Source organism: Bradyrhizobium sp. HKCCYLR20261 (assembly GCF_051168435.1).
Lineage (GTDB): Bacteria > Pseudomonadota > Alphaproteobacteria > Rhizobiales > Xanthobacteraceae > Bradyrhizobium.
Genome location: NZ_JBNPUZ010000027.1, coordinates 41,375 through 63,815, shown reverse-complemented (window position 1 = coordinate 63,815; position 22,441 = coordinate 41,375). Strand labels below are relative to the sequence as shown.

Below are 22,441 nucleotides of genomic sequence, written 5' to 3'. Positions count from 1 at the left end.
GGAGCCCCCCCCTCCCCAACCCTCCCCCACAAGGGGGGAGGGAGCCCCAAGAGTGGTGATCCGCGGACGGACAAGTCCGCGATGAGCAAGGGCACGCCGGCTGGACTCGCGGAGTCGAGAGCTGAGGCGGCGAAGAGCGCGCGGATCGATCGGGACAAGTATCAGACGCTGCGGACGCTGCCCGAGCTGAATGCCTGGTTGGCACGCGCGCATGATTTCGGCCGGATCACCGTCGAGGTCAAAGCGAGCTCGATCGATCCCATGCAGGCGAACCTGTGCGGCCTTTCGCTGGCGCTGGTGCCGGGCGAGGCCTGCTACATCCCGCTGGCGCATCGCCAGTCCGGCGACGGCGGCGGCCTGTTCGACGCCGGGCTGGCGCCGGACCAGATCAAGGCGAGCGACGCACTGGCCGCGCTGAAGCCGGTGCTGGAATCCGCGGGGCTCTTGAAGATCGGCTACAACATCAAGTTCACCGCCGTACTGCTGGCGCAGCATGGCATCACGCTGCAGAACGTCGACGACATCCTGCTGATGAGCTACGCGCTCGATGCCGGGCGCGGCTCGCACAAGCTGGACTCGCTGGCCGAGCACGTGCTGTCCCATGCCCTGCTCAGCGAAGGCGAGCTGATCGGCAGCGGCAAGAACAAGCTGACCTTCGAGCAGGTCGCGATCGAGCGCGCTACAGCGCATGCGGCCGAAGCCGCCGACGTCATCCATCGCGTCTGGCGCGTGTTGAAGCCACGGCTCGTCGCCGAGCGCATGACCGCGGTCTACGAGACCTTGGAACGGCCGCTGGTCTCGGTGCTCGCGCGCATGGAGCGGCGCGGCATCTCGATCGACCGCCAGGTGCTGTCGCGTCTGTCGGGTGATTTCGCCCAGACGGCGGCACGCGTCGAGGCCGAGCTGCAGGAGCTCGCCGGCGAGCCGATCAATGTCGGCAGCCCCAAGCAGATCGGCGACATCCTGTTCGGCAAGATGGGCCTGTCGGGCGGCACCAAGACCAAGACCGGGGCGTGGTCGACCTCGGCCTCGATCCTCGACGACCTCGCTGAACAGGGCAACGATTTCGCGCGAAAAATCCTGGAATGGCGCCAGGTCTCCAAGCTCAAATCGACCTACACCGACGCGCTGCCGACCTATGTCAATCCGCAAACGCACCGCGTGCACACCACCTACGCGCTGGCGGCGACCACCACGGGCCGGCTGTCGTCGAACGAGCCCAACCTGCAGAACATCCCGGTGCGCACCGAGGATGGCCGCAAGATCCGCCGCGCCTTCATCGCGACGCCCGGACACAAGCTCGTCTCCGCCGACTATTCGCAGATCGAGCTGCGGCTGCTGGCGGAGATCGCCGACATCCCGGTGCTGAAGCAGGCGTTCAAGGACGGGCTCGACATTCACGCGATGACGGCGTCGGAAATGTTCGGTGTGCCGATCAAGGACATGCCGAGCGAGGTGCGCCGCCGTGCCAAGGCGATCAATTTCGGCATCATCTACGGCATCTCGGCATTCGGCCTCGCCAATCAGCTCGGCATCCCGCGCGAGGAGGCGTCGGCCTACATCAAGCGCTATTTCGAGCGCTTCCCCGGCATCCGCGCCTATATGGACGAGACCCGCGAGTTCTGCCGCAGGAACGGCTATGTCGTCACGCTGTTCGGCCGCAAGTGCCACTATCCGGAGATCAAGGCGTCCAACGCCTCGGTGCGCGCCTTCAACGAGCGCGCCGCGATCAACGCGCGGCTGCAGGGCACGGCGGCCGACATCATCCGCCGCGCCATGACGCGGGTCGAGGACGCGCTGGCCGCGAAGAAGCTGTCGGCTCAGATGCTGCTGCAGGTGCACGACGAACTGATCTTCGAGGTCCCGGAGGACGAGGTCGCCGCGACCTTGCCTGTGGTGCAGCACGTTATGCAGGACGCCCCCTTCCCCGCCGTCCTGCTGTCGGTGCCGCTGCACGTCGACGCGCGGGCGGCTGACAATTGGGACGAGGCGCATTGAGCTGATCGCCCTACTCCTTCCGACGTTGTTGACATTTGGTCGAGGCCCGATCGCATCGCCAACCACTTCCGTCGTCCCGGCCTCGAGCCGGGACCCATACCCCCAGGGAGCGGTTCGAGGCACGCTGGTTATTGGCCTTCTGCCCAACACGACCGCCGCGGAGTATGGGTCCCGGATCGGCGCCGTTCCGCGCTGATGCGCGTCACGGCTTGTCCGGGACGACGGCTGGGTGCAGGCGCATTCACTGCTCAAACAGCTAAGGACATGAAGGGCAGGGCTTCGCTGTCTCGCGGCACATCATGCCCGAGGCTTGCGATCGGTCGGCCCTCGCAAATAGTGCAAAGGGCGCAGGGAAGGCCGGACCTCGACTGAGGCCCGTGGCCCGCCTGCTCAAAAAATGCAGGCGGCAGGTACCACAGGTTCAGCCGGACAGACCCGGCCCTCCCTGCGCGATGGGTTTAACGGCTGCTCCGAGCTCTCCCCGGGGACCAGGCTTTCTTGCCCCCGTCGCCCTCGCGACACGTCATGTCACTGATCATGTCACAACGGACTTAGCGCCAGCATCGGGGCGCCAGGACCACACGGCTTGACCGTCCGCGAGCTGTCCATCGTCCAGCGCATCAGCACCCGACAGACCCGCGGCCACCGCTCCCCGCCTCAACGTATCGTGACGACGCGTACGCCCCTCTGCATGAGGACGGGATGCGCGGAGTAGAGCATGATTTCTGAAAAATAGCAATCGAAATTTTCGAGGGATGACGGATGGCGTCGCCTCGTGCGGGCACGGCCCACCGATCGAGGGCCGCGCGGCCCGCGGCCGCTTTACCTGTCGTTAGGCACGATGGCATCGTCGCCTGATCATCCGGACCGGTGGTAACGCGGCATGCAGCCGTGTTCGGCCAGACTTCGAGGGGCACCGCGCGCGAGCGATCACGTGGGCCGCCCATTCATGCCACGATCATGCCGATGCCGCCGAACACCTCATCCCCGCACAGCTCCATGACCGCGATCGCATCCGCAGCTCACCTCGCGACGCGCGACCGGCGCGCGATCCTGATCGCGCTGGCCGCGCTTGCGCTCTACAACGGCGCCTATCTCGTCAGCTGGGCACTGTCGTCGCCCCAGCCGCCGTTCGGCGACTTCTTCGGACTGTGGTCGTTCGGCAAATACGCGGCACTCGCAGGCGCTGGCATCTACGATCCCATCGCGCTCGCCAACTACCAGCAGACGCTCGATCCCACGCTCGGCGACGGCGGCTTCCCCTATCCCTATCCGCCGACCTTCCTGCTGGTGATGATCCCGCTCGGCCTGCTGGCATTGCCCGTCGCCTATGTCTGCTGGATTTCGATCACGTTCGCGCTCTATGGCCTCGCAACGCTGGGCCGTGACTGGCGCTCGCTGGGCGGCCTCGCGCTGCTCGCGGCGCCGACGAGCTTGATCAACGCGATCACCGGCCAGAACGGCTTTTTGTCGGCGGCGCTGATGATCGGCGGCTTGCGGCTGCTCGCGAGCCATCCCGTCGTCGCAGGCGGCCTGCTCGGCCTGCTCGCCTACAAGCCGCAATTCGTGCTGCTGATGCCGGTCGTGCTGCTGGCCTCGCGCAATTGGAGCGCCATCCTGTCTGCGATCATCACGACGATGATCGTCGTGATCGTCACCAGCGCTGCGCTCGATCCCTGGATCTGGCTGCAATGGATCGCGAGATTTCCGGACTACCAGGCGCAGCTCGGGGCCAACCAGGCCAGCCTCGATCACATGATGCCGACGGTCATCGCCGGCCTGCACGCGCTCGGCGCGCCGCCGACCGTTGGCCTCATGATCCAGCTGATGCTGTCCTGCTCAATCGTCGCGCTGGTGTGGAAGGCCTGCCGCCGCGGCATGACGGATCAGGCGATCGCGCTGGTCGCGGTCGGCAGCATCGTCGTCACGCCCTATGCGATGATCTACGACATGCCGATGGTGGCTGCCGGGATCGCGATCCATTGGAAGGCGCGGAGCGAGGCTGGCGCGCCGATCGCTCCGCTGGAGATCGGCCTCGTGATTGCGCTGGGCGCCTGCCTGCTCGCGATGATCACACACAGCCTGCCGCTCGTGGCCGCATTGGTGCTGGTGTTGCTGGTGCTGAGCATCGCCGGTGTGTTCGACCGCGCGGGCCGCCAGGTGCCCGAACTCAACGTCGCGCCGCCCGCAGCCGGCTGATTGCTCTCGGTGCAATTGATCGGATGACGGTGAGCGATCGGCTGCGCTAAGCATCGACCGGCAATCCTCGTCGTCGGGCCGCTCATGCCGCACACCTCATCCCTGCTTGCCTTCGCGCTGGTCTCGTTCGGCATGGTGCTGACACCCGGGCCGAACATGATCTACTTGATTTCACGCTCGATCACGCAGGGCCACACGGCCGGGCTGGTCTCGCTCGGCGGCGTCGCCGTCGGATTCGTGGCCTACATGCTGGCTGCGGCGTTCGGCATCACCGCGCTGCTGTTCGCCGTGCCCTTCGCCTATGACGCGCTGCGCCTCGCGGGCGCCCTCTATCTGCTGTACTTGGCGTGGCAGGCGGTGAAGCCCGGCGGACGGTCGCCGTTCCAGGTGAGGAAGCTCGCGGTCGACAGCCCGCGCAGGCTGTTCCTGATGGGGCTCGTCACCAATCTGCTGAATCCGAAGATCGCGATGCTGTATCTGGCGCTGCTGCCGCAGTTCATCGATCCGGCCGCGGGCAGCGTGCTCACGCAGTCGGTGGTGCTCGGCGCGATCCAGATCGTGATCAGCGTCAGTGTCAACGCCGTCATCGCCATGGCCGCGGGATCGATCGCGCTGTTCCTGGCGGCACGGCCGACCTGGGCGCTGGTGCAGCGCTATCTGATGGGCACGGTGCTCGCCGGGCTCGCGGTGCGCATGGCGCTGGAGGCACGGCGGGGGTAGCGATTCTCGCCAGCGAACCAGCGACCCTTCCGGCTTGTGGGCCCCTCTCAACCCTCACCCTGAGGAGACCGCCCTAAGGGCGGTCGTCTCGAAGGGCGAGGCCACCGGCGGGGCCTCATGGTTCGAGACGCGCCGCGAGCGGCGGCCTTGCCTCGAATGACAGAATGGGCGCGTCGCTCCTCACCATGAGGGTTGGCTTCCGAGATCGGCGCCGCACGTTGGTCATCAGCCGCGTGTTCATGGAGAGGGTCTGGCAGCGAACGCCGCACCGCGCCTTTCGCTCAATCCAGCTTCGCCTCCATGCCGCGCTTGACGGCGGGGCGGGCCATCAGGGTGTCGTACCAGCGCTTGACGTGGGGGAAGTCGGCGAGGTCGACCTTGTGGCGGGGGTGGCGCCAGACCCAGCCGAGAATGGCGAAATCGGCGATCGAGAGCGGGCCTGCCACGAATTCGTGCTGCGCCAGACGGCGGTCGAGCACGCCGTAGAGCCTGATGGTCTCGGCCATGTAGCGCTTCAGGCCGTAGGCGCGGTCCTGCTCGTTCTCGAGCGCGATGAAATGGTGGACTTGGCCGGGCATCGGGCCGAAGCCGCCCATCTGCCACATCAGCCATTCATACACCGGGACGCGCTCGGCGAGGGACTTCGGCAGGAACTGGCCGGTCTTCTCGGCGAGATACAGCAGGATGGCGCCGGATTCGAACACGCTGACCGGCTTGCCCTCCGGGCCCTCGGGATCGACGATCGCCGGGATCTTGTTGTTCGGGCTGATGGCGAGGAAGGCCGGCGCCATCTGGGCGCCCTTGGTGATGTCGACCGGAATGACGCGATAGGGCAGGCCCATCTCCTCCAGCGCCACCGAGATCTTGCGGCCGTTGGGGGTGTTCCAGGTGTGCAGCTCGATCGTCATGGGGCGTCCTTCTGATGGTCCTTGCCGATGGTCCTTGCCGATTATCCTTGCGTGGGCGGCGGGCTTTCCATTAGCTCGAAACTGCACGAGCCTCCAAACGTACCGTTGTTGATGGGACATCCTGACGGCTGGCCTCAGCCGCCCGGGCCCGATAGATTGCGCCACCCGAGAATCCACTCAAGACAAGACCCTCAAGGGAAAACGCCGTGTCCAAATCCGCCTCCCGCGCCCGCCTCCTCGAGATCATCCGCAGGCGTTCGTTCGGCCGGGGCGAGGTCACGCTGGCGTCCGGCCGCAAGAGCGATTTCTATTTCAACCTGAAGCCGACGATGATGGACCCGGAGGGCGCGACTTTGCTCGCCGAGCTGACCTATGAGGCGCTGAAGGACGAAGGCTTCGACTATATCGGCGGGCTGGAGATGGGCGCGGTGCCGCTGGCCGGCGCGATCGCGCAGATCTCCTGGATCAAGGGCCATCCGATCGCCGCCTTCTTCGTCCGCAAGAAACCGAAGGAGCACGGCGCCAAGCTGGCGATCGAGGGCCTCACCCGGGACGAGACCCTGGCCGGCAAGCGCATCGTCGTGGTCGAGGACGTCACCACCACCGGCGGCTCGGCGATGAAGGCGGTCGAGACCCTGCGCGAGGCCGGCGCCGAGGTGTCGCTGGTTTTCACGATGGTCGACCGCGAAGAAGGCGCCGCCGAGGCGTTCGCCGCCGCCGGCCTGCCGTTCCGCGCGCTCTACAAGGCGCGCGAGTTCCTCTGAGACTGCACTCGCAAGGCGCATTTGATCGCCCGCGCACACCGCTCATTTACCAACGCCCGTTAAGGTTACCGCAAAGCTGATGGCGCCATGCCGTGGGCATGGTCGGCCTGTTCGCGCATGATCGGCGCGGATTTGCCGCGGCCGGACGGACATTGCGGTGAGAATGGAGCGGGCGTTGCGTAGCGTGTTGTCGTTTCGGCGGAGATCTCGCCGCGTGGCGGTCGCAACCACCATCGGCCTCGTCACGGCCGTCGCGCTGGCGCCGCCGATGGCATCGGCCCAGGGCCTGTTCGATTTCCTGTTCGGCGGTTTCAAGCCGCAGCCGCAGCGGCCGGCGCCGCAAGGCGGCTTGTTCTCAGATCCGTCCGGCAGCAATCCGCAAGGCCCGGCGCAGCCGCGCGTGTCGAGCGGATCGGGCGCGGCGTTCTGCGTGCGCACCTGCGATGGACGCTATTTCCCGCTGACCCGCGGCCTCGCCTCGCCGGCGCAGATGTGCCAGGCGTTCTGCCCGGCGAGCCCGACCAAGATCTACTACGGCTCCAACATCGACTATGCCACGGCGGCCAATGGCGAGCGCTATGCCGACAGCGAGACGGCGTTCGCCTATCGCCAGGCGCTGCGCGCCGACTGCACCTGCAATGGCCGCGATCCCGCCGGGCTCGCGCCGGTCGACCTGTCGCTGGATACGTCGCTGCGGCCCGGTGATGTCGTCGCGACCAGCGACGGGCTGGTCGCCTATTCCGGCACGCGCGGCAGCGGCGGCCAGCCGGCCGACTTCAAGCCGGTCGCGTCCTATCCCGGGTTGAACGCCGACACGCGGGCGCGGCTCGGCGAGCTGAAGGTCGCGCCGGTGCGCGCCGAGATGCTGGCCGCCGATGCCATGGCTGCGGTGCCGCCGCCGGAAACCCCGATCGAGAATGTCAGCGTCGCGCCGCCGATGAGCATCGCACCGAAGCAGCCGACGGGCCGCGCCAAGCGCGCGGATGTGAATTGAGGTCTCACTCCGTCATTGCGAGCCACCGGGTCCGCGCAAAGCGCGGCCCGATGACAGGCTCCGCGAAGCAATCCAGAGTCCCGCACACCACCCTGGATTGCTTCGCTGCGCTCGCAATGACGGAGAACTGGGCTAGCGTCCCACGATCACGCCGATGACGTTCGGCGCCTCGAGATATTTCTCCTCGATCGCCGCCCGCGCGGCGGCGCGGTTGTCGGGCGTCAGCAGGCCGCGCTTCTCGGCCAGGATCATCCAGCAGAAGCCCCACCAGTCGCTCAGCATGCCCTCGTCGTCGACCAGGTCGTAGCCCTGCTCGGCGGCGAAGATGCGCGCCCGCGCCTCGTCGAGACCGTCGAGGAAGGTGTGGTCGGTGGCGGAAAACAAATCGTCGGAAATGTCGTCGGTGGTGTAGCCCCAGACCGACATGCAGACCGCGTTGAACTCGCGGTCGATCTGGTCGTCATCGACGGCGCGGCGCCGCGCGGTCTTGTGCAGCCGCGAAAGCGTGCGCGCGAAATCGGCAATGCGGGTGAGGGCCAGGGGATCGAAGGCGACGGTGGACATGGTGTCCTCGCGAGATGCTCTGATGCCGGATGTGGGCGGATCGAATCGCCATAGGGATAACGATCGCTTGCTAAATTGTTCTTAATTTGTTCTGACGGGAAAAGAAAGCCAATTTTCGTCGTCCCGGCCCCCGAGCCGGGACCCATAGCCACCGAAGCCAATTGGTTGGCACGGACCGATGAGCGCACGGGCCGCATGGACGGTCTATATCCTTGCCTGCGCCCATCACGGCACGCTGTACATCGGTGTGACCAATGATGTCAGGAAGCGCCTCGAGGACCACCGCGCCGGGCGCGGCTCAAAGTTCGTCAGCAGGTACAGGGTCTTTCGCCTCGTCCACGTCGAACGTTTTCCAACTCCGCTAGAGGCCATTGCCCGCGAAAAGCAGCTGAAGAATTGGCATCGCGACTGGAAGGTTGAGCTGATCGAAAAGGATAATCCCGATTGGAGTGACCTCTCGGGCCTCATCTTCGGCCGGTGAGTCTGGATCCCGGCTTTCGCCGGGATGACGAGGAGGAAACTTCGTCGATCCTCTTCTCGCACCTGCAGGAAGTTAAAGCGTTCCAACCGCGGAACTCCGGCCTGAACCTTGCATCTTTTTCCATCACCTTGCTGTGCGGACCAGCCTTTCCCCGGGTTTCGGACCGCGCGCAACCATCGTATGCTTTTACCGGTTCCTCGTAGCATCACAGGTTTCAAGGTGACAGATCAGCCGTCCCAGCGCAGCTTCGTTAGCACCGGCCAGCCCGTCGACGAATTGGCCGTCGCCGAGATCAAGAGCGACATCCTCGCGAAGCTTCGGCTCGCGATCGGCAAGGAGGCGAGCCAGGCGACGCAGCAGGACTGGTATCACGCCGCAGCGCTCACCTTGCGCGACCGCATCGTGCATCGCTGGCTGACGGCGGACAAGGAGAGCTACGACGCCGGGCGCAAGCGGGTCTATTATCTCAGCCTCGAATTCCTGATCGGTCGTCTGTTCACCGACGCGCTCAACAATATGGGCCTGATGAAGGTGTTCGAGACCGCGCTCGGCGATCTCGGCGTCGGCCTGCAGGACCTGCGCAAATGCGAGCCGGATGCCGCGCTCGGCAATGGTGGCCTGGGGCGGCTGGCGGCGTGCTTCATGGAGAGCATGTCGACCCTGCAGATCCCGGCGATCGGCTACGGCATCCGCTATGATTTCGGCCTGTTCCGCCAGGTCATCGTCGACGGCTGGCAGCACGAATATCCCGATGTCTGGCTGTCGTTCGGCAACCCCTGGGAATTCCAGCGGCCCGAGGTGGTCTATCACGTCCATTTCGGCGGCGGCGTCGAGCATGTCGACGACAAGGGCCGCGACCGCGCGATCTGGCATCCCGGCGAGACCGTTCAGGCGGTCGCCTATGACACGCCGATCGTCGGCTGGCGCGGCCAGCATGTGAATGCGCTGCGGCTGTGGTCGGCGCGCTCGCCCGATCCGCTGAAGCTCGACGTGTTCAACTCCGGCGACTATCTCGGCGCATCGGCGGAAGAAGCGCGCGCGGAGGCGATCTGCAAATTCCTGTATCCGAATGACGAGAGCCCGGCCGGGCGCGAGCTGCGGCTGCGCCAGGAATATTTCTTCGTCTCGGCCTCGCTGCAGGATCTCATCAAGCGCCATCTCGGCTCCGACGGCCAGTTGCGGAGTCTCGCGCAAAAGGCCGCCGTGCAGCTCAACGACACGCATCCCTCGCTCGCGGTCGCCGAGCTGATGCGGATTCTCGTCGACCTGCACAATTTCCGCTGGGACGAGGCCTGGAAGATCACGGTCGCGACGCTGTCCTACACCAACCACACGCTGCTGCCCGAAGCGCTCGAGACCTGGCCGGTCGAATTGTTCGAACGGCTGCTGCCGCGGCATCTCGAGATCATCTACCGCATCAATGCGCAGCATCTCGCGCTCGCCGAGCAGCGCGCGCCCGGCGACATCGACTATCGCGCCTCGGTGTCCTTGATCGACGAGAAGAGCGGCCGCCGCGTGCGCATGGGCCAGCTCGCCTTCGTCGGCTCGCATCGCATCAATGGCGTTTCGGCGATGCATTCGGACCTGATGAAGGAGACCGTGTTCCACGATCTCAACCATCTCTATTCCGGCCGCATCACCAACAAGACCAACGGCATCACCTTCCGCCGCTGGCTGACGCTCGCCAATCCGAAGCTGACGGGCCTGCTGCGCGAGGCCTGCGGCGACGCCATCGTCGACGATCCGACGCTTCTCTCGAGCCTCGAGAGCTACGTCGCCGATTCCGGCTTCCACGACAAGTTCCGCGCGGTGAAGCACCACAACAAGGTGCAGCTCGCGCGTCTTATCTCCGAGCGCATGAACGTCCGGCTCGATCCGGGCGCGCTGTTCGACGTGCAGATCAAGCGCATCCACGAATACAAGCGGCAGCTCCTCAACATCCTCGAGGCGGTGGCGCTGTATCTCGACATCAAGGACGATCCGCAACGCGATTGGGTGCCGCGGGTCAAGATCTTCGCCGGCAAGGCGGCGGCGAGCTACCGCTATGCCAAGCTGATCATCAAGCTGATCAACGACGTCGCCGATGTCGTCAACAGCGACCCGGCGATCGCCGGCAAGCTCAAGGTCGTGTTCATGGCCGACTACAATGTCAGCCTGGCGGAAACGATCATTCCCGCGGCCGATCTCTCCGAGCAGATCTCGACCGCCGGCATGGAGGCGTCCGGCACCGGCAACATGAAGCTGGCGCTGAACGGCGCGATCACCATCGGCACGCTCGACGGCGCCAATATCGAGATCCGCGACAATGTCGGCGCCGACAACATCGCGATCTTCGGCATGGAGGCGCCCGACGTCATGATCCGGCGCCAGCAGGGGCTGGATGCCACTGACGTGATCCGGCGTTCGCCGCGGCTCGGTCGCGCCATCGATGCGATCGCGTCGGGCCTGTTCTCGCCCGGCGAGCCCGGCCGGTTCGAGCCGATCGCGCATGCGCTGCGCCATCTCGATCACTACATGGTGTCGGCGGATTTCGACTCCTATTACGAGGCGCAGCGCGGCGTCGACGCGCGCTGGCAGACCACGCCGGCCTGGACCCGCGCCTCGATCCTCAACGTCGCGCGCATGGCGTGGTTCTCGTCCGACCGCACCATCCGCGAATATGCCGACGACATCTGGAACGTGCCGGTCGGGCCAGCGGCCGCGCTGCCGCACGCGCAGCGGGCGTGACACTGCTGCTCAATGACCTGTGAGGTCATTGAGTCCGCCTGCGATTGCTTTTCACCTGACGGCCATCATACGATGGCCGCCAGGAGGAACGCATGACCGAGACAACAGCGCATCTGTTCGACGAGGCTACCCGCGTCACCGCCGGCGACAGCCGCTGGCAGGGCCGCACCAGCCCGGACTACTGGGCCTTCGTCGGTCCGTTCGGCGGCGTCACCGCCGCGACCGTGCTGCGCGCGTTGATCGAGCATCCGCAAATCATGGGCGATCCGCTGGCCGTGACGGTGAACTATTGCGCGCCGATCGCGGAAGGTCCGTTCGATCTCGACGTGCGGCTGATCAAGGCCAACCGCTCGTCGCAGCATTGGTGCGTGGAGCTCAGCCAGGGCGACGCCGATTCGGCAACGCTGGCCACTGCTGTCTTTGCCGAGCGGCGGCCATCCTGGTCGCACCAGCCGGCCGTCAAACCCGACGCGCCCGCGTTCGATCAGGTCAAGCGCTATCCCGATGCCGGGATGTCCTGGACCAGACAATATGATTTCCGCTTCGTGGAAGGCCGCCCCGACTTCGGCAGTCGCTCCGACGAACCGCGCAGCGCCTATTCGCAGCTGTGGATCTCCGATCGCAAGCCGCGCAAGCTCGACTGCCTGTCGCTGCTGTCGATGTCGGACGCGTTCTTCGGCCGCGCCTTCCATGTCCGCGGCGAGCTGATCCCGTTCGGCACGGTGTCGCTGACGACCTACTTCCATGTCAGCCGCGAGGAGCTCGCGGCCGAGGACATCACGCATGTGCTGGCGACCGCCGACGCCAAGGTGTTCAACCGCAGCTATCAGGACCAGCATGGCGAGCTGTGGTCGCCGTCCGGCCGGCTGCTCGCGACCACGACGCAGATCGCCTATTTCAAGGCGTGAAGCGAGCGACGCGGCTTACATCTTCTTCTGCAGGCCCATCGACTTCATGAGGTTGTCGAGCGTCTTCTGCGATTGCGGCGAGGCCCCTTTGCGCACCTCCCGGTAGACATCCGAGTCGGTCATCGATGACTTGCGGTCGTCGTCACCGTCAGCAGCGTCGGGATCAGGCGTCGGCGTCGCAGAGGTGTGGCCCGGGTCGGTTTCGGTCGTCGAGGACGTCGCAGGTCCGGATTTCTGGACGATCGTCGCCGAATTGCCGCCGCTGCTCTGCTCGATCTTCGTATAGCCCGGACGCGTCTCGACCTTCTTGTCGGTGGCCGGCGCGCCGCTCTGGGTCACGGTCGCCGCGTTGCTGCCGTTCGTGATCGATGTCGTCTCGGCCTGCGCCGACAGGCTGGTGAGCCCGGCCAGAGCAGCGGTGAGCAGCAGCGCCTTATGCGGGATCAGCTTCATCTGTCCGTCTCCTTGGCGGTGATGCGACCGGGCGAGGCCTCGCCCGATCGCCGTTGTGTTGCAGGTCAGGCCGAGCGGCGGCCCTTACCATTGATGGACCTTGACGCGGTTGGCGTTGCCGACCTGCATGGCGCCGGCGCTGTTGTCACGGCCGCGCTGATCGAGGCGGGTCGCGTTGCCGTTGCCGAGCTGCGTCGAGTTCGAGCTGTTGTTCATGCCGGTCTGGCGGGCGCTGGCGGTGTTGCCGTTGCCGGCCTGCATCTGGCCGTTCATGTTGTACTGGCAGTTCTGAGTGACGCTGTCGCTCAGGCCGTTGCCGATCTGGGTCTTGGCATGCACGCAGGCGGTGATGCCGCCGGCATAGGCCGGGGCGGAAACCAGCGCCAGCGCGGCACCGGCGATCAGAAGAAGCTTGCTCATCGGGCTGTTTCCTTCGGTTTTATGTTGGCGGCGGTGGTCAGCGGACAGGACGCGTGGCGAGGGGGCGGCACGCGTCCTTCCGCTCCGCCTGGCCGATCAACGGCGGCGCTGCCACACACCCGCGTAGTTGCCGTCGCCGTTCTGGCCGATGCCGGCGTTGTTGTTACGGCCGATCTGATGCACGCCGGCGCCGTTGCCGTTACCGTACTGGATGATCTGGCTGTCGTTGTTGCGGCCCTTCTGGAAGGTCTCGGCGCCGTTGCCGTTGCCGTTCTGCACGATCGAGGACGAGTTGCCGGCATAGGCGCCCGAGGAAGCGAGCGTCAGGACGGCGGCGGAGGCGATGAGGATGGAGCGGAGCATGGTCGTTATCCCTGTTGATCATTCGAACTGCGTCATTGCCGTTCGATGATGGGAGGATAGGCGACCGCAACGTCCGCTTCCGTGCGGGAGGTCACACTGGTGATTGGAGGCGTCGACGCATGACCAGTTTGCCCCACCGGCGCGTCATGCTCAGCTGTCGTCCCGGCCTCGAGCCGGGACCCATATACACCGCTGCCGGCTTGGCGAAGGCTGGAGCCAACTGCGCACGTCGCCACACCGTCCTGTGGTTATGGGTCCCGGCTTTCGCCGGGACGACGGCGGTGGGTGAGGTGCTGACTCGACCACCTCACAGGGCGGCCCGTCTTCAGCGAGACGCGCGGGTGACCACGTAGTCAGAGAGCGAATAGAGCTATGAGCGAGATCAGAATCCGAAGCGGATGCCCGCGTTGACGCCGACGCTGCGGGTGCCGCGGTCGGCGACGACGCCGTCGGCGGAGACGGTGAGGCGCGTATTGGCCGCGAGATCGTAGCCGATGCCGCCGGCGATCCGGACATAGGTGTCGTCGAACGGGCGTACCGGCGTGAACACCGGCACGCCCGGCGCCAGCGTGAACGTCGTCTGCACCACCCGCGTGGTGCTGATGAGGTTCTTTTCGACGGTCACGTCGAGGTAGCCTGTGGTCTTCGGGCCGAACGCCGCAACGCCCGGCTCGAAGCGGACACCACCGCTGACGACCGACGACCGCAACGACTGGCTGCCGACCGTCTGCGTCAGGAAGGGGTCGCCGTTTTCGGCATAATCGCTGACATGGCTCTGCGAGTAGGTGTAGCCGCCGAGCGGCCCGACCTTCACCATGCCGAGATCGAACAGATAGGCCGCCTTGATCGCGGCGACCGCGCTCTGCCCGTTGGTCTTCGGCGTGATCGGCGCGGCAAAGCCGGTGCGCGAGATGTTGTAGCCGTTCCAGCCATAGGCGGCCATGGCGTGAACGAACCACGAGCGGGTGTCGTAGGCCAGGAAGCCGCCGAAATGGTACGAGTCCAGATCTGTGGAGCCGAGCCCCTGCTTGAAGCTGGCGGCGGTCCGGGTGTAGCCGGCCGTCGGTCCCATCGCGAGCTCGGGCGTCAGATAGAACTTCGCGCCCGCCAGCACGCCGCCGGAATCATAGCTGTAGCCGGTCGAGCCGAACGCATCGGCGTGGTCGCCGTGGTGATAATTGCCCTGGACGAATAACGCGACCTTGCACGGCGGCGCGACCGCCGCCGGCACGGCCTTGGTGATCAGCGGCGCCCTGGCCGGCGGCGGCTGATCGATGCACGCCTGGCCCCGTCCGGTGCCGAGCTGCGACAGCAGGTCCCGCGAGAAATCCTGCGCACTGAGCTGGGCCATGGTGGGAAGTGCCGCGGCCGTTTCCGGCGCGAACAGGAGATTCGCCGCCACGCGCTGCAGATAGCCGGTGCCTAGCGCCGTGATGGGAGAGGCCGCCAGCTGGATGGCGAACGCCGACGCATTGTTGCCGGTCTGCGCGATGGCGGCGTTGTTGGTCGGGCCGACCTGGATGATGAAGGCGTGGCTGAAGTCGCCGAACTGGGTGATGTTGGCGGTGTTGGTGCCGTCGACCTGGATGATGGCGGTGCGGTTGTAGAAGCCGTTCTGCGTAACGGTGGCCAGCGGGTTCGGCGCCAGCTGGACGATGCCCGCGATGTTCTGCCCGGGCGGGAGCGCCTGGTTGAGGACGATCGGCCCGTTCAGCGGCAGGAAGCCGTTGCCGTTGGTATCGATGAAACCGACCTGCGCAGCGGCCGGCGCTGCCAGCAGCACGGCGGCTGTCCCGATCACGGAGACCAGCGAAGCCTGCTTCGTCGTCATGGACACCCCGCCCCATCCTGCCTTGAGCATCACGCCCGATGCGCACGTCACGAGGCCGCGAAGTCCAGCTCCACGACGCTCACGGCGACGTGTATCTTAACCGAATGCGCGCCCGCGGCCGTTGCAACAAGGTGACACGGACTGAAATCTTTCGCGGGGCGCGCGGGACTCAAGGATGGGGCTGTCCCCGCTGTCGCCCGGCGGGCGGTGCGTCCCCTCTCCCGCGTGCGGGGGAGGGTTAGGGAGGGGGCCGCTCCAACAGCGGTGCAAATGGCGCCCCCTCTCCAACTCTCCCCCGCACGCGGGGGAGAGGGCAAGGCGGTGGGCGCGGTGGCTTGATTGCCTGAACGAGGAATCGACTGTGGCCGATAGAACGGGCTGAAGGCTGGCCCCGCTGTCACCACGCGGTCGGTACGTCCCCTCTCCCGCTTGCGGGGGAGGGTTAGGGAGGGGGCCCACTCCGGCGGCGGTGCGCGTGGCGCCCCCTCTCCAACTCTCCCCCGCACGCGGGGGAGAGGGCGCAGCGAATGCGCGGAAACTTGGCCAATTCAGAATTGCAGATTTGTCCGGATGGCGCGTCGGACTGGATGGGTCTCACGCAACGAGCTGGGCAACTCTTGCGGACGGTCGACGAGGGGAGCACGTCGGATAGAGCGAGATCAGGACAGCGAACCGGAAGCGGGTGTCAGGCCCCCGCTTCCGTCCGCTCCAACTCACCGATCAACGGCGGCGCTGCCACACGCCGGCGTAGTTGCCGTCGCCGTTCTGGCCGATGCCGGCGTTGTTGTTGCGGCCGATCTGATGCACGCCGGCGCCGTTGCCGTTGCCGTACTGGATGATCTGGCTGTCGTTGTTGCGGCCCTTCTGGAAGGTCTCGGCACCGTTGCCATTGCCGTTCTGCACGATCGAGGACGAGTTGCCGGCATAGGCGCCCGACGAGGCGAGCGTCAGGACAGCGGCGGAGGCGATGAGGATGGAGCGGAGCATGGTGGGTATCCCTTCTGATCATTCGATCCCGGCGTCATTGCCGTTCGATGATTGGAGGATAGGCGGCACCAACGCCGGCTTCCGTGCGGGAGGTCACACTGGTGATCGCGCGCCTTTCACGCGCAAGCGCAGTCGGCTGCGTCACACCCCGGCGTCGTCCCGGCCTTGAGCCGGGACCCACAAACACGATTCCAAGTTTGACGAAGGCTGGAGCGCCCAGCCTGCCTCACCACGCCGTCCTGTGGTTCTGGGTCCCGGCGTTCGCCGGGACGACGGCTGTGGGTGGGGCGCGACCTCGGGCCTTTCGGGCAAAGCCATCTGCTCTAGCGCCGCCATAGTGACCTATTAAATGCAAAATCGGGCCAGCCGCGAGCCGCGGCTGACCCGACGAGCGTTGGCGAACTTACTCGGCCGCGAGCTTCACGTCCGGCGCGGCGGCGCGGACGTCGGCGTCGACCTGGGCTTCGAACTTGGCGAAGTTTTTCTGGAACATGCCGACCAGAGCGCGGGCGGTCTTGTCGAACTCGGCCTTGTCCTTCCAGGTGTTGACGGGATCGAGGATCTCGCTCGGCACGCCCGGCAAGGCGGTCGGCACCGCGAAGCCGAAATATTTGTCGGTGCGGAATTCGACATTACGGAGCGAGCCGTCGAGCGCCGCGGTCAGCAGGGCGCGCGTCACCTTGATCGGCATGCGCGAGCCCGTGCCGTACTTGCCGCCGGTCCAGCCGGTGTTGACCAGCCAGCAGTCGACATTGTGGTCGGCGATCAGTTGCCGCAGCATGTTGCCATACACCGACGGATCGAGCGGCAGGAACGGCGAGCCGAAACAGGTCGAGAACTCCGGCTGCGGCTCGTTGCCGAGGCCGCGCTCGGTGCCGGCGACCTTGGCGGTGTAGCCGGACAGGAAGTGATACATCGCCTGCGCCGGCGACAGTTTTGCGATCGGCGGCAGCACGCCGAATGCGTCGGCGGCGAGCATCACGACGTTCTTCGGATGCGGGGCGCGGCCGGTGCGCGAGGCGTTAGGGATGTAGTCGAGCGGATAGGCCGAGCGGGTATTCTCGGTCTTGGAGCCGTCGTCGAAATCCGGGACGCGGCTGTCCTCGTCGAGCACGACGTTCTCCAGCACGGCGCCGAAGCGGGTCGACGCGGCGAAGATCTGCGGCTCGGCTTCCTGCGACAGCTTGATGCACTTGGCGTAGCAGCCGCCCTCGAAGTTGAACACGCCGGACGGACCCCAGCCATGCTCGTCATCGCCGATCAGGGTGCGGTTCGGATCGGCCGACAGCGTCGTCTTGCCGGTGCCGGACAGGCCGAAGAAGATCGCGGTGTCGCCGTTCGGGCCGACATTGGCCGAGCAGTGCATCGGCATCACGCCGCGCTCGGGCAGATAGTAGTTGAGCGTCGTGAACACGCTCTTCTTCATCTCGCCGGCATAATAAGACCCGCCGATCAGGACGATCTTGCGGGCGAAATCGATGGCCACGACGTTCTGCGAGCGCACGCCGTGACGTTTCGGGTCGGCACGGAAGCTCGGCATGTCGATGATCGTGAGCTCCGGCACGAAGGTGTCGAGCTCGATTGTCTCCGGGCGGATCAGCAGCGTGCGGATGAACAGCGAGTGCCACGCGAGCTCGGTGAAGACGCGCGTCTTGATGCGGAATGCCGGATCGGCGCCGCCATACAGGTCCTGCGCGAACAGGCTCTTGCCTTCGGCGTGCTTGAGGAAGTCCTGATACAGCGTCTCGAACTGCTCGGCCGTGATCGCCTGGTTGCCGGCCCACCACATCTTCTCGGTCGATGCGTCGCGGACCGTGAACTTGTCCTTCGGGCTGCGACCGGTGAACTCGCCCGTATCCGCGCACAGCGCCCCATCAGCCGACAGCACCGCCTCGCCCGCCGCCAGCGAATACTGATAGAGCTGGGGCGCGCCGAGATTCCAATGCACCTGCTTGAGGTTCTTTAAGCCGAACTTGTCGGCACCGAAGGCGCCGTTGCGAATACCCGTCTCTTGCACGAAGAACCCTCCTGAGAGCCCGCATCACTCGCGCGCGAAATGCGTGGCGCGTTGCGCGGTGACCGTTACCGTTTACATCGCCTTACCAAGCGCGGTCGCCGACCTAATACTGATCAACGCTGGTCTTGCCAAGACGATCCGGCCGAATTGGTTATCGCTGCGAGCTGATGCACGTCGCTCATTTTTCGTCGTGCGGTGCTCATTCAGTTGGCAATCATCACGGCTGCCCAGGATGCTGCAATGCAACAGATATATCAGCGCGTTTCGGTTTCGCCGAGCAACACGAACGGCGCCCAAACCGAAGGATCCGCGCCGCCGGACGAAGATGGATCGTCCAGCAGCGCGAGCATCGCCTGGCGCAGCGCTTCGCTGCGACCCATTGTCGGGTGCTCCGTGAGGCGGTGGAACGTGTCGGTCATCAGCCGTGTCGCGGCCGCCGAATCGACCGCCCAATGCGTGACCAGCAGCGCCCGCGCGCCGGCATAGAAGAACGCCCGCGCGAGACCCGATAGCGCCTCGGCGCCGGGCTTGTCGCCCGCAATCGTGTTGCAGGCCGACAGCACGACGAAATCGGCATTGAGCTTCAGCTGCGCGACCTCGCTCGCCGTCAGCAGCCCGTCATCGAGCACTGACGGAGCGGACGGCAGGCTGAGCGCCAGCGACGGCTCGGCGATGCCCTTGACGTCGCCGGCGACGAGACCATGCGTGGCGAAATAGACGATGCGGAAATCCGACAGCTGCGCCCGCTTCACGGTCGTCTCGCTGGCATCGCTGCCGAGATGAAGATCGGCCGCGGCCACGCCCAGATCGGTCGCCACCGCCTTGAGCTCGTCGGCCGTGTCGGGAAGCTGCGGCAAGGCGCGCGCGAGCTGAGCGCGGTCGACGCCGGCGCCGCGCCAGAACTCCGTATAGGCCAACGTCGCGATGCTGCGCGCGGCCTGCTTGTCGACCGCCCGCGGCGGCGCGCCGGCGCGACCAGGATCGAACACCGGATCGCCGAAGCCGATCATGGGCCGGCTGCCGCGCCGCGTCTGCGCCGCGCCCCGCAGCGCCTTCAGGCTGCCGATCGACGGCAGCACGGCAACGGCCTGACGCCGCAACAGCCAGGCCGCATCGCGGTAGCCGGCCGCGCGATCCGGAATAGCTTGCGCCGGCGGCTCGGTGACCAGGAGGTGGAACGGCAACGCCGTCAGTGCGCCTGACGGCACGATCAGCAGGCTGCGCTTGCCCTTGATCTCGGCGTCGATCGGCCCCAGCAGCGTCTGGTAGAGCTCGTGGGCCGTGACGAGGTCGAACCGGTCGGACGTCGCGGCCGTGGGAGCGAGGCCGCGGCGAAAGCGCATGACGTCCCGCGCCAGCGTATCCGAATCACGCGATATCGGCTTCCACGCGAAGCTGTCGCGGGTGACCGCCAGCACGAAGGCCGTGCGCTCGGCGAGGCCGAATGCGACCAGCGCCTCGTCCTCGGCCAGCAGCGACTGGATGTCGCCGAGCCGAAGCGGGAGCGGATTCGCGAGCGCCGCAAAGTCAGGAAACTCCCGCGCCAGCGTCGCGCGCACGCCGGTGCGCTCAGCGGTGACAGCTGCCAGCCGCGCCTTGTCGCGGGTCTCGGCGGCGCGATCGCGCTGCGCGGCGGGACGCGATACCGCGGCGATGATGGCCTTGTCGAGCGTCTCGGTTTCAGCCGTGAGATCCTGATCCTTGCGCACCAGTTCGGCCAGCCGATCATTGCCGGCCGCGAGCCTGACCGCGAGCTTGTCGACGGCGGCCGCCGCCTGGGACTGGGCGCCGCGCTGGATCACGTCGATGGCCTCGTCAAACGCCCTCGGCTGCGGCAGCAGGCCGTCGCGCCCGGCCGCAAACAGCACGGGCAGCGCGACCTTCGGCTGCGCCTGCCCGCGCTGAACGAGGCGCTCGACCAGCGGCAGCGCATCGGAGTGACGTCCCGCGGACAGATAGAGACCGGCGAGATTGTTCAAGGCGGTGATCGCATCGGGATGATCGGGCCCCAGCGCGCGTTCGCGGATCGCGAGCGCGCGGACGAACAACGGCTCCGCCTCGTCGGCGCGCTGCTGGCGCTGCTTCAGGTCGGCGAGGTTGTTCAGCGAGCGCGCGACATCGGGATGATCGGGGCCGAGCAGCTTTTCGCGGATGGCGAGGGATTGCCGGATCAGCGGCTCAGCCTCGCGGTCGCGGCCATCGCTCTTGGTGAGCTGGCCGAGATTGTTGAGCAGCGTCGCGACCGGGGCGCTGTCATTGCCCGCGGCCTTGCGATAGATCGCCAGCGCCCGCTTGAACAGCGGCTCGGCATCGCCATGGCGGTCCTGGCGTTCGTACAGCGTGGCGAGATTGTTCAGCGCCTGGCCGACATCGGGATGGCCGGGGCCGAGCGCCTTCTCGCGGATGGCGAGCGCGCGCACGAACAACGGCTCGGCCTCGGCATAGCGCTGCTGGCGTTGATAGAGCGCGGCGAGATTGTTGAGCGCCGGCGCGATCTCGACGCTGTCGAGCCCCAGCGCCATCTCGTACAGCGCCACCGCGCGCTTGTAGACCGGCTCCGCCTCGGCATCGCGACCGAGCGAGGCCAGCGCCTGGCCGAGATTGGTCAGGGCGGCCGCGAGTTCGCGCTTGTTCGACGTCGCCTCGAGTCGCGTCACCATCGCCTGCGCCAACGGCAACGCCTCGCGGTATTTGCCGGCGCGGCTGAGCGCGATGATCCGGCCGCTCTCGGCGGCAAGATCGGTCTTCTGGGCGAGAGCTGGCGGGGCGGACGCGCTTGCGAGCAGCACCGCTCCGACCGCGATCGCCACGCGTTTGCAGCCTCTCATGCCGGACCTCCGCCCATCACGGAGACTTAGTCGCGGCGCCACGCGTCTGCGTTCGACGCAAAGGGGAGATGCCCAGGAAAGAGGAGCATACGATCACCGCCAATATCGGTGTCGGCTGTTCTAACCGACGCCGCCACCGCGGCGCTGCGCTCCCTCTCCCCGTTCTTACGGGGAGAGGGCTGGGGTGAGGGGCAACCGCACGGGAGGTCTCGGTGAAAGGGTTTGGCGGGGTCACGCAGCTGGAGTGGGTATGATGGACAAAGGCTCTTCGGTAGATATCAACGGCATTGCGAAATACAGTCTGAGCGCGATCGCTATTTAGAATCCCCGTGTGGCTGCCCCTCACCCCAACCCTCTCCCCGTGAAGAACGGGGAGAGGGAGCGCACCGCTTGCGAGGCGCGCAGATGCGATTCGACCAATGCACGCTCGAACTAATGATCAGCCTTCGAACGAACGATCAGTCCTTCCAAGCAACTATCAGTCCTTCGCCCGCGCCTCATCAGCAAGCCGCACCAGCATCTTGCGCAATCCTCCGGGCGTGGTGACGCGCTCGGGAAAATCGAGCCGTAGCGTCCGGCCGTCGGCCATCAGATCCAATCCGTCAGGATCGCAGCCGCTGCAGCGCCACTCCGCGGGCTCGGCGCCGAGCAGCTTCGTCGCATACAGGCCGAGCGCGTCGCGATGGTCCTCGTTCATGTGCTCGATGGCGCCCTGCTCCGCGGCGAGCAGCTCAGCCGCATCGGAGACATCCGTGAGAAACTGCTCCGGCTTGAGATCGACGATACGGCCGAAACCCGCGACGAGGTGCGTGCCGGAAAGACGAATGAGGAAGAACGAGAAGTCGGCAAAATCGGCATAGTCGCTCGCCGACGGATGCGCATTGAGATACCGACGGCGCAGGCTTTCCCTGTTCTCATCAGTTGCCTGCTCGGCCTTGCCCGACAGCATGATCCGGGCACCTTCGAGCGGATCACCGGGCGCGCGCTCATCGAGCATCAGCGACACGCGCGAATCTGCTAGTATGTTCTTCGTATGCACCGCCAATCGCGAGATCAGGATGACCGGCGCACCATCGGCGGCGGTGGCGACGTTCACGAGGGAGCAATACGGATCGCCGGAGCCCGTCATCAGGGTCGCGAGCGCGCCTTGGCGGCTTCGTCGCAGCAGGGACCGGGTCACGCGGTTAGGGTTAAAGCTCTCGGACATCGTCTTTCCCTCGTCCATCCGGTTGCAATGAAGGCCTTTTTTCGGCTAAACGGGCCACAAACTTGGGCATGG

At 66.2% G+C, this 22,441-nt stretch carries 18 protein-coding genes; 8 read left to right on the top strand and 10 right to left on the bottom strand.

What is annotated here, in order from left to right:
• The 3 genes from polA to ACQR1L_RS33695 all read left to right on the top strand — a co-directional run.
• A partial coding sequence (gene polA, locus ACQR1L_RS33705; protein ID WP_434862213.1) for a DNA polymerase I occupies nucleotides 1-1,998 on the top strand: 1,998 nt, incomplete at its 5' end.
• A 999-nt stretch (nucleotides 1,999-2,997) separates the two neighbouring features.
• Nucleotides 2,998-4,197 (top strand): glycosyltransferase family 87 protein, encoded by a 1,200-nt coding sequence (locus ACQR1L_RS33700; protein WP_434862212.1) that lies wholly within the window; start codon nucleotides 2,998-3,000, stop codon nucleotides 4,195-4,197.
• 84 nt (nucleotides 4,198-4,281) lie between these two features.
• Nucleotides 4,282-4,917: a LysE family translocator gene (locus tag ACQR1L_RS33695; RefSeq protein ID WP_434862211.1), complete on the top strand. Its 636-nt coding sequence runs from the start codon at nucleotides 4,282-4,284 to the stop codon at nucleotides 4,915-4,917.
• A gap of 281 nt (nucleotides 4,918-5,198) precedes the next feature.
• Here ACQR1L_RS33695 and ACQR1L_RS33690 read toward each other — a convergent pair whose 3' ends face one another.
• Complete coding sequence (locus tag ACQR1L_RS33690) at nucleotides 5,199-5,825, bottom strand: glutathione S-transferase family protein (protein ID WP_434862210.1); 627 nt, start codon at nucleotides 5,823-5,825, stop codon at nucleotides 5,199-5,201.
• Between the two features lie 206 nt (nucleotides 5,826-6,031).
• Here ACQR1L_RS33690 and pyrE point away from each other — a divergent pair, with 206 nt between their 5' ends.
• Both pyrE and ACQR1L_RS33680 read left to right on the top strand, forming a co-directional pair.
• Nucleotides 6,032-6,589 carry an orotate phosphoribosyltransferase gene (gene pyrE, locus ACQR1L_RS33685; RefSeq protein WP_434862209.1) on the top strand — a complete coding sequence of 186 codons (558 nt, stop codon included), beginning with the start codon at nucleotides 6,032-6,034 and terminating at the stop codon, nucleotides 6,587-6,589.
• A gap of 175 nt (nucleotides 6,590-6,764) precedes the next feature.
• A complete protein-coding gene (locus ACQR1L_RS33680) occupies nucleotides 6,765-7,583 on the top strand; it encodes a DUF2865 domain-containing protein (RefSeq protein WP_434862208.1) in 819 nt (272 codons plus the stop codon).
• 132 nt (nucleotides 7,584-7,715) lie between these two features.
• On the opposite strand, the gene ACQR1L_RS33675 is transcribed toward ACQR1L_RS33680, so the two are convergent.
• Nucleotides 7,716-8,147, bottom strand: a complete 432-nt coding sequence (locus ACQR1L_RS33675; protein ID WP_434862207.1) for a hypothetical protein — start codon at nucleotides 8,145-8,147, stop codon at nucleotides 7,716-7,718.
• A gap of 178 nt (nucleotides 8,148-8,325) precedes the next feature.
• Here ACQR1L_RS33675 and ACQR1L_RS33670 point away from each other — a divergent pair, with 178 nt between their 5' ends.
• The 3 genes from ACQR1L_RS33670 to ACQR1L_RS33660 all read left to right on the top strand — a co-directional run bounded on the left by ACQR1L_RS33670 (nucleotide 8,326) and on the right by ACQR1L_RS33660 (nucleotide 12,263).
• The gene (locus ACQR1L_RS33670; RefSeq protein WP_434862206.1) at nucleotides 8,326-8,628 is read left to right on the top strand and encodes a GIY-YIG nuclease family protein; all 303 of its coding nucleotides are present in this window, start codon (nucleotides 8,326-8,328) and stop codon (nucleotides 8,626-8,628) included.
• A 219-nt stretch (nucleotides 8,629-8,847) separates the two neighbouring features.
• Nucleotides 8,848-11,355: a glycogen/starch/alpha-glucan phosphorylase gene (locus tag ACQR1L_RS33665; protein WP_434862205.1), complete on the top strand. Its 2,508-nt coding sequence runs from the start codon at nucleotides 8,848-8,850 to the stop codon at nucleotides 11,353-11,355.
• A 92-nt stretch (nucleotides 11,356-11,447) separates the two neighbouring features.
• On the top strand, nucleotides 11,448-12,263 hold the full coding sequence (locus ACQR1L_RS33660; protein ID WP_434862204.1) for an acyl-CoA thioesterase: 816 nt from the start codon (nucleotides 11,448-11,450) through the stop codon (nucleotides 12,261-12,263).
• A 15-nt stretch (nucleotides 12,264-12,278) separates the two neighbouring features.
• Here ACQR1L_RS33660 and ACQR1L_RS33655 read toward each other — a convergent pair whose 3' ends face one another.
• The 8 genes from ACQR1L_RS33655 to ACQR1L_RS33620 form a co-directional block, all read right to left on the bottom strand.
• Entirely contained in the window at nucleotides 12,279-12,716 is a 438-nt protein-coding gene (locus tag ACQR1L_RS33655) for a hypothetical protein (protein ID WP_434862203.1), read from the bottom strand.
• An 84-nt stretch (nucleotides 12,717-12,800) separates the two neighbouring features.
• Nucleotides 12,801-13,136: a hypothetical protein gene (locus ACQR1L_RS33650; protein ID WP_434862202.1), complete on the bottom strand. Its 336-nt coding sequence runs from the start codon at nucleotides 13,134-13,136 to the stop codon at nucleotides 12,801-12,803.
• Nucleotides 13,137-13,232: 96 nt separating this feature from the next.
• Nucleotides 13,233-13,499 carry a hypothetical protein gene (locus tag ACQR1L_RS33645; protein WP_434860615.1) on the bottom strand — a complete coding sequence of 89 codons (267 nt, stop codon included), beginning with the start codon at nucleotides 13,497-13,499 and terminating at the stop codon, nucleotides 13,233-13,235.
• 382 nt (nucleotides 13,500-13,881) lie between these two features.
• A complete protein-coding gene (locus tag ACQR1L_RS33640) occupies nucleotides 13,882-15,330 on the bottom strand; it encodes an autotransporter domain-containing protein (RefSeq protein ID WP_434862215.1) in 1,449 nt (482 codons plus the stop codon).
• A 720-nt stretch (nucleotides 15,331-16,050) separates the two neighbouring features.
• Nucleotides 16,051-16,317 carry a hypothetical protein gene (locus ACQR1L_RS33635; protein WP_434860615.1) on the bottom strand — a complete coding sequence of 89 codons (267 nt, stop codon included), beginning with the start codon at nucleotides 16,315-16,317 and terminating at the stop codon, nucleotides 16,051-16,053.
• Nucleotides 16,318-16,720: 403 nt separating this feature from the next.
• Nucleotides 16,721-18,334, bottom strand: a complete 1,614-nt coding sequence (locus tag ACQR1L_RS33630) for a phosphoenolpyruvate carboxykinase (RefSeq protein WP_434862201.1) — start codon at nucleotides 18,332-18,334, stop codon at nucleotides 16,721-16,723.
• Nucleotides 18,335-18,588: 254 nt separating this feature from the next.
• Nucleotides 18,589-21,162, bottom strand: coding sequence for a CHAT domain-containing tetratricopeptide repeat protein (locus ACQR1L_RS33625; RefSeq protein WP_434862200.1), 2,574 nt, complete (start codon nucleotides 21,160-21,162; stop codon nucleotides 18,589-18,591).
• Nucleotides 21,163-21,640: 478 nt separating this feature from the next.
• Nucleotides 21,641-22,369: a HugZ family protein gene (locus tag ACQR1L_RS33620; protein ID WP_434862199.1), complete on the bottom strand. Its 729-nt coding sequence runs from the start codon at nucleotides 22,367-22,369 to the stop codon at nucleotides 21,641-21,643.
• Between the last annotated feature and the right edge of the window lie 72 nt (nucleotides 22,370-22,441).